We start from the raw sequence: 7,564 nt of genomic DNA, 5'->3' as shown, positions 1-7,564 counted from the left end.
GTCCTCGCCCGACCTGCGCCTGCGTGCCGAACGGCCGCGTGTGGTACGGCTGTCGCGCGCCGTGATCTGGTCGCTCGGCGGGTTTGGTGTCATCGCCGTGGCCTTTGCGCTGGGCTATGCGCTGGAAGCCAGCCATCGACCGCCACCAGGGCCGGCTGGAGCGGACAATGCATCGCCTCCCGCGGCGGCCGGACTGGACAGTCTGCCGAAAGATTATGCCGGCGTGCCGAAACTGGGGCCCGCGCTGCCCGGCGATCTGGGGCGTCCGATCCTGCATGCCCAGCAGCAAGGGAAATCAGTCCCTACCAATGCCATCGGCGACGAGAACGCGCGCCGGGCGCAGCAGGAAATCGATGCCGCCATCGGTAGTAAGCTGTTCGCCTCGATCGAAGCCCGCGAGCGGCATGATGGGCAGCCGATCCCGACCTTGGCCTCCGCCTCGCCCGGTCAGGGGCAGGGAACAGTCGATACCGGACCGCAGGCCGGAAACCGCGCTTTCCTCGCAGGGCAGCCTGACCGACAGACCATCAGCCCCGACCGGATCATGCCGCTCGCGTCGCCCTATATGCTCCAGGCGGGAACTGTGATCGCGGGCGCGCTGAACACGAAGATCAGTTCCGACCTGCCAGGGCAGATCGTCGGGCACGTCACCCAGAACGTCTATGACAGCCCGACGGGGCGGTATCTCCTGATCCCGCAGGGCAGCACGCTGTTCGGCGCCTATAACAGCGGGATTTCCTTTGGGCAGCAGCGCACCCAGATCATCTGGACCCGGCTGATTTTTCCGAACGGGGAAAGTCTGGTGCTGGAGAAGCTGCCCGGCGCGGATGCCATCGGCCAGTCTGGACTGTCCGATGAGGTGAATAATCACTGGGGTCAGCTGTTCAAGGCCGCACTGGTGACCACCCTGCTCAGCGTGGGATCCGAGGCAGGTACGAGCCAGAGTGAGAATAACCTCGCCCAGGCGATCCGCAGCGGCGCCAGCAACGGGTTCTCCATGGTGGGAAACCGGCTGGTCGACCGCAGCCTCAATATCCAGCCGACGCTGACCGATCGGCCGGGACTCCCGTTCACGGTTCTTTTGGCGCGAGACTTAATTCTGCAACCCTATGTCGAGGCAGGAGACGGCCACCATGGATAAATTGCGCATTACAGCGATCCCCGAGACTCGTCCGGTCCGGATGACGGTCGCGTTTCCCGCAGAGATCTATCGGGATCTCGCCTTGTACGCCCAGTTCCTCGCCGAGGGGCAGGTCACGGCAGCCGGCGCCGCGGCCAACCCGGCTCGCCTTGTGCCGGTCATGGTGGCCCGGTTCATCGAGCGCGATCGTGCTTTTCTGAAAAGGCGGCGGGACAGTCCCGACATCGTCCCCGCACGTTCACCCCGACAGAAATGATCGGCCGAAGCCATGCGGTATGGTTTCAAAAATACTGACCAGTCTGTATTTTTGATGTGGGTGAGAGGCGGTGCATGATAGGGTTTATCGTTTTGGCAACGGCAGATCACGATGACTGACGAGACAGAAACCGCGTTTTATGAAGGAGAACGGCGCGCACAGGCGCTTGCCGGAGTTGAGCCGCCATCGAGCGCTTTCATCCGGGCCTTCATGACGGAACAGCATCGCAACTTCTTCGCCGCGCTGCCCTATGTCGTGCTTGGTGCCCTATCTGCGGATGGATGGCCGGTTGCGACACTTGCGGTCGGATCGCCTGGCTTCCTTTCCAGTCCCGACGAAACGACGCTTCTCCTGGCCTGGGCGCCTCCGCGTGATGATCCCGTGGCCGAGGCGATAGGCCCTGGACGCCCCGCAGCGATCCTAGGAATCGAGTTCGCGACACGCCGGCGCAACCGCGCCAATGGCGTTGTCCTTTCGAGCGGTCCAGATGGTATTCTCCTACACGTCCTGCAGAGCTTCGGAAATTGTCCTCAATATATCCGCACGCGCGACATGTGGCCCGTGCATCGTGTGCCTGGGTGCGTAGAACGATTATCCGTGCTTGATGCGGAGGCGCGTGGCCTGATCGGGACCGCAACCACGTTCTTCGTGGCGTCCTGTGCGTCGGAGGTCGCCCTTGGTGGCATGGATGTCTCGCATCGCGGCGGTCCCTCTGGCTTTGTCCGTATCGATGGTGACGTCCTGACCGTACCCGATTATCCGGGAAACCGCTATTTCAACAGTTTCGGGAATTTTCTCGAAAACCCCCGAGGTGGTCTTCTCTTCGTCGACTTCTCCACGGGCGACCTCCTGCACGTCGCGGGGGATGCCTCTGTGTCATGGATCGGCACGCAGCGATCCTTCAGCCTCCGCATCCGCGATGTCCTCCGGCGAAGGGCGGCCCTCCCGCTCGCCTGGGGCGAGGGACCCGACGTCCAAGCGCCGAAGAACCGGTGAGGCGAATGATGACGGCGAAACCCGACCGTTTGTAGAACACGGCGGACCGCGCGGCGTCCTGATTATCGCGGGTCGTGCCGCGTGATTGCCATGCTGTCCATTCGAGGGGCGCGAGTTTTTGAAAAAAATGCGAATAGAGCCGGGCTATCATACGAGTAGTCCGGCATCAACAGTGCCCAGCGTCCCGATGCTGCTGCATCTCCAACACGAATTATAAGCCGATGCCGGCAGCCAAATTCAGTGACGAACGACCGTTCTGCGCGCTATCATACTATCCGGTACAAAAAGCGGACTGTATGGGAGTCCTTGGACCATGAAGTCGGATCACCTGCGCGCGGACCACACGGCGCCTGCTCACCATCTCAGTGCCGCGATTGAACGCATCGGCGGTAAATGGAAAGGCCTTATTCTCTATATGTTGATGACACGGGGCCCCCTGCGCTTCAATGATCTCCGTCGATGTTTTCCTAAAATCACTCATCGCGTACTCACGCTCCAGTTGCGCGATCTGGAGCATACTGGTCTGGTCAATCGTGAGGTCCAGATGTCAACTCAGATGCGTGTGATTTACGGACTGACGCCATATGGCAAAGCCTTGCATCCGGTTATCATTGCCCTGGAGGCATGGGGTGCGCAAGGAGCGGATTCATTATCCCAAGGCCACCGTGAGCCACAATCCGATAGACGAGCTATTTCACGTAAGGAGCTCATACTAACTGAATAAGGTCAATATTGATCGTCCTTGGGGCTTGACAGGCTATATTGAAGCCTCGGCGAAAGCCGAATTGTGAACGAGGCGCAGCCGGCACAGCCATATAATCTGTCGACAGGAAAACATCCGGTGATAGGATGTTTGGGTTATGCCCCCAGACTCTTCCTCCCCGCGTGCTGAGGCTCTCACCCAGGCTCGGCGCCAGTCTCTCGTCGATTTAGCGCTTGAGGCTTTGCGCGCGCATATAGCCGCCGGGATGTGGCCCGTGGGCACGCGCATTCCCACCGAAAGCGAGCTTGGCGACATACTTCATGTCGGCCGCAGTACGGTGCGCGAGGCGATTCGCGTGTTGTCCCATGCCGGTATCCTCGAAGTCCGCCAGGGCGACGGGACCTATATACGGTCGCTGGAGGACCCGGCGGCCCTGATGCGGACAATCAGCCGGTCGAACCTGCGCGAACATTTTGAACTGCGGGCGATGTTGGACATCGAGACCGCTCGTCTTGCGGCGTCGCGTCGCACGCAGCGCGACCTGAAACGGATTCAGGCCGGACTCGATGCGCGCGGAGAATGGGAGAAGGGCGAGGGAGTCGATGCGTTCATAGAGCATGACTCGGTTTTCCATCTCGCCATCGCCGAGGCTAGCCGCAATGGCGCGTTGATCCAACTCTACCGCTATTTCCTCGACGCAGCACAGGACGCGGCGCGCTCGGCGCTGCTGGAACATGATGTTCCCGAGCCGGGCTTGGCCCTCCATGGGCGTCTCTACCGTGCGATCGAAGCGGGCGATGAAACCCGGGCAGTGCGGATTGCGCGCGCGATCCTTCAGCCGTTGATCGCCGCTTTCAGTCTGGACTGTGACGCGGCTGATACGCTGGGAGCTTCGCGCTAACCGCGCGCAGATTCGGCGATTCCATGTCGGCGGCCAAGACTACAAGTGCATGAATGGCCGTTAACACCGTCGGTCGTGCGGGGCGGAAGTTTCTCACGCGAATGTGAGAACCGATGACATTACGGCCCGTAAGCTCCACGTGTTTCTTGCGGTGGTTCTCTGAACGCAGAAAAACCACTTGCTGCGTTAATTTTAATATGCCTTTTCATAAGGTTGTCGAGGCAGGACGCTGGCCACCTCATGGTAATTGGATTCCGGACGCCGAAATCGTCGTCATGACCGTTTCTGAGCGGCATTAGGCTGAACTGGCTTCGCGGCGCATGGCTTCGATGAGAATCGTGACAGCGGCCGGATTCGCGAGTGTCGATAGGTCGCCGAACCCTTCGATGTCGCCGCTGGCGATTTTCCGCAGCAGCCGCCGCACGATTTTGCCCGAACGTGTCCTGGGCAGATCGGTGACGACATATACGCGCTCTGGAGCGGCATAGCGGCCGAGTCTCGTCGTGACGGCCCGCGCGGCGCGCGCCTGGATATCGTCGGATGCAGGGCCGTTCGGCACGATGAAGACTACGATCGCTTGTCCCTTCAGGGCGTGGGGCACGCCGACCGCCGCACATTCGGCAATGGCGGGCTCCATGGCCAGGGCGTCTTCGACTTCCGCTGATCCGATGCGATGGCCCGATACATTGATCACGTCGTCAACGCGGCCGGTGAGCCAGAAATAGCCATCCCGGTCGCGCCGGGCGCCATCTCCCGTAAAATAGTAACCGGGAAACGGACGCAGATAGGTGGCATGGAAATGTGCATCATTGCCCCATATGCCCAGTGCGCGACCCGGCCAGGAACCGGCTATGCATAGCATGCCTTCGGCCTCGCCCTCCAGAATGCGGCCCGACGCGTCCAGCAGGAGCGCGGTTACACCCGGGAGCGGGAATGCCGCCGCACCCGGCCGCGCCTCGATCGCACCGGGAACGAGCGAAATCATGATGCCACCCGTTTCGGTCTGCCACCAGGTATCCGCCAATGGGCAGCGGCCGCCGCCGATCGTGGCGTGAAACCATCCCCAGGCTTCCTGGCTGATCGGCTCTCCGACCGAACCCAGGACGCGTAGGCTGAAGAGGTCGTAACGTTTCGGAATCGTGTCCCCTTCGGTCATCAGCGCGCGGATCGCGGTCGGAGAGGTATAGAAACTCGTGACGCGGTGCTTTTCGATCACCTGCCACCACCGCCCCGGACGCGGATGCGATGGCATGCCTTCGAACAACAGGATCGTGCCGCCATTCGCCAGGGGGCCGTAGACGACATAGCTGTGCCCGGTGATCCAGCCGATATCGGCGGTGCACCAGAAAATGTCGCCAGGGGTATGCGCAAAGACCAGGGCGTGCGTATAGGCAGCCCACAGAAGGTAGCCCCCGGTCCCATGCACGATGCCTTTGGGTTTCCCGGTGCTGCCGGAGGTATAAAGCAGGAAGAGGGGCGCGTTGGCGTCCATCGGCTCCGGCGTGCACAGATCGGACGCTGCGGAAAGCAGCGGGGAGAGGAAACGGTCCCGTCCTTCTGTCATGGGAACGGTCTCCGAGGTGACCGCCACGACGAGGACATGTCTGATTGCGGTTCCAGCGCCGTGGTCCAGTGCCGCATCGATCGTCGCTTTGAACGGGATGCGCTTGGCGCCGCGGCGCCCGACATCAGCAGTGATGATCACGCCGGCGCCGCTGTCCGCCAGCCGATCTGCGATCGCCTCCGGCGAAAAACCACCGAAAAGCACGACGTGAATCGCACCGATGCGCGCGCATGCCAACATCGCGACCACGCCTTCCGGCACGCCAGGAAGGTGAATGGCCACGCGGTCGCCCGGCATTATGCCGTGATCGCGTAGCACATTGGCCATGCGACAGACCTGAGCGTGCAACTGCCTGTAGCTCAGGTGAAGGACATGGCTTTCCTCCTCGCCCTGCCAGATCAGAGCCGTCGCATTGCCTCGCATTTCAAGATGCCGGTCGAGACAGTTGACGCTGGCATTCAGCCGGCCATCCGGGAACCATAGCCCGGCCGCATCCAACGCCTTGGATGGGCACTGCATCCAATCCAGGGCGTGCGCATATGTCAGCCAGTAACGCTCCGGATCGTCGTGCGCGGCCTTCCGATGCGCGCGGTGCTCATGGAGAGTCGAGACGGGCGGAAAAATCATTTCGAAAACGCATCAAGAATCATTGTTGAAAAATCACCGTTCACTCCCACAGACATGCTGCGTATGGAAGCTGCGGTACACGCAGGGCATGGAGAGAGGGCAACACCGTGAACTCTTATTTAGTCTCTTGTTATTTTGCAAGGAGATTCGATCTGCATTAATTTTAATATAACGAACGGTAGGTATTTTTCTGTTTCGTGACGTTCCGGAGACCCTGCCTTCCTGGATTTCAGGCTGGAGAGGCGGGTTGATCTTCGTGACGATTGCCATATCATAACAAAAAATACAAACTAAAACAATTGATTGGGGATATTTTCGTCGTGCGCGATCAGTTCGCTTGTCCCATGGCCTATCGGTGGCACGTGGATGAGCGAAGATCTTGTTCATGGCCGATGTGATATCATTTTTGATACTTGCGCACAAAAAAGTACGTTATTGACTTAAACGTAGGATGATTTGCAAAGATGCATGTCGCCGATCAACCCGTCTGTCCATATTTGCTTCGTGTCACTTCGGCATAAATATTAAAAATCAAGAACAAATAGGTCGAAATCCGTCTTGTGCTCAATGCTGTGAGCGCCACGAACGCTGGTAGAAACGTCGATATTGAAAAGCCTGTTTTTCTTGAAAGGATCATGCCGATGAGCAGTAATCAGAAGGCCGAGGACCGAAAGCCGCAAGCCGATGCCTGGACCTCGGGGCAGATGGATAAGCCAGGCGATATCGCAGTGAGACCTGTTGGGTTTTTTCCCGGCTTGGGCAGCCGCGCTGCCTATCGGCAGCTTGAACGCAACCTGTTTGACAGCGACGTACGGGATGTTCGTCAGGTTTTCTCCGAAGGGGCGGAGGCCCTGGGTTCCGATCCCGAACGTCTCGTTCTGCAGGAAGCCAACATACCCGACGACCGGATCGAGCGGCAGGCGTTCCTGGGGGCCGCGCTGCTGGTCCATGGGATCGCATTGCACCGCTATCTTGTCGACGCCGCACGGCGAAGCGGGTCGGAGATCCGTTTCGCGGCCTTTACGGGCGAAAGCTTCGGCATCATCACCGCGGCGGTCGCCGCCGGCGCATTGTCCGTCGCCGACGGCACGAAGATCGCCCATGCGCTCGCGCCCTTCATCCTCGTCGGCGCGGAGGGTGTGACGTCGTCGTCGCCCCTGCAGGCACGTGTCGCCGAAACGCTGGCGGCCGTCGGCGTCACACAGCCTCTCGTGGCACAGCCCGCGCATGTCGTGGCGCTGACGGGGCATCCCGACGTGGTGAACCGCGTCCTGGTGGCGATCAGCGACGCCTACGACGTCTCGGATGTGGAGCTGCACAAGACCTACGCCGCGAACCAGGCGAATGTCTATGTGCGGTCGGGTGTCCGGGAAAGT

At 60.4% G+C, this 7,564-nt stretch carries 7 protein-coding genes; 6 read left to right on the top strand and 1 reads right to left on the bottom strand.

What is annotated here, in order from left to right:
- Positions 1-13 precede the first annotated feature (13 nt).
- From HUK84_RS07520 to HUK84_RS07500, 5 genes are all read left to right on the top strand, one after another.
- Positions 14-1,141, top strand: a complete 1,128-nt coding sequence (locus tag HUK84_RS07520; protein ID WP_176639736.1) for a TrbI/VirB10 family protein — start codon at positions 14-16, stop codon at positions 1,139-1,141.
- Positions 1,134-1,397 carry a DUF2274 domain-containing protein gene (locus HUK84_RS07515; RefSeq protein WP_176639735.1) on the top strand — a complete coding sequence of 88 codons (264 nt, stop codon included), beginning with the start codon at positions 1,134-1,136 and terminating at the stop codon, positions 1,395-1,397. Before HUK84_RS07520 ends, HUK84_RS07515 begins: the two co-directional genes overlap by 8 nt.
- Before the next feature lie 111 nt (positions 1,398-1,508).
- Positions 1,509-2,393, top strand: a complete 885-nt coding sequence (locus tag HUK84_RS07510) for a pyridoxamine 5'-phosphate oxidase family protein (RefSeq protein ID WP_176639734.1) — start codon at positions 1,509-1,511, stop codon at positions 2,391-2,393.
- Positions 2,394-2,706: 313 nt separating this feature from the next.
- A complete protein-coding gene (locus HUK84_RS07505) occupies positions 2,707-3,117 on the top strand; it encodes a winged helix-turn-helix transcriptional regulator (protein ID WP_176639733.1) in 411 nt (136 codons plus the stop codon).
- A gap of 136 nt (positions 3,118-3,253) precedes the next feature.
- Positions 3,254-3,997 (top strand): FadR/GntR family transcriptional regulator, encoded by a 744-nt coding sequence (locus HUK84_RS07500; protein WP_176639732.1) that lies wholly within the window; start codon positions 3,254-3,256, stop codon positions 3,995-3,997.
- Between the two features lie 295 nt (positions 3,998-4,292).
- Here the strand turns inward: HUK84_RS07500 and acs are convergent, their stop codons facing one another.
- Complete coding sequence (gene acs / locus HUK84_RS07495) at positions 4,293-6,188, bottom strand: acetate--CoA ligase (protein WP_176639731.1); 1,896 nt, start codon at positions 6,186-6,188, stop codon at positions 4,293-4,295.
- A 560-nt stretch (positions 6,189-6,748) separates the two neighbouring features.
- Here acs and HUK84_RS07490 point away from each other — a divergent pair.
- Positions 6,749-7,564, top strand: an 816-nt coding sequence (locus HUK84_RS07490; RefSeq protein WP_218064266.1) for a hypothetical protein, incomplete at its 3' end; no start/stop codon positions are given.

Source organism: Nguyenibacter vanlangensis (assembly GCF_013376155.1).
GTDB lineage: Bacteria > Pseudomonadota > Alphaproteobacteria > Acetobacterales > Acetobacteraceae > Gluconacetobacter > Gluconacetobacter vanlangensis.
Note: the sequence above shows the minus strand (reverse complement) of the source record. Positions and strands in the feature narration are given on the sequence as shown.

What these genes read in the sequence shown, in the direction of transcription:
- HUK84_RS07515 (WP_176639735.1), top strand. Translation starts at nt 1,134, where the DNA reads ATGGATAAATTGCGCATTACAGCGATCCCCGAGACTCGTCCGGTCCGG.
- HUK84_RS07510 (WP_176639734.1), top strand. Translation starts at nt 1,509, where the DNA reads ATGACTGACGAGACAGAAACCGCGTTTTATGAAGGAGAACGGCGCGCA.
- HUK84_RS07505 (WP_176639733.1), top strand. Translation starts at nt 2,707, where the DNA reads ATGAAGTCGGATCACCTGCGCGCGGACCACACGGCGCCTGCTCACCAT.
- HUK84_RS07500 (WP_176639732.1), top strand. Translation starts at nt 3,254, where the DNA reads ATGCCCCCAGACTCTTCCTCCCCGCGTGCTGAGGCTCTCACCCAGGCT.
- acs (WP_176639731.1), bottom strand. Translation starts at nt 6,188, where the DNA reads ATGATTTTTCCGCCCGTCTCGACTCTCCATGAGCACCGCGCGCATCGG.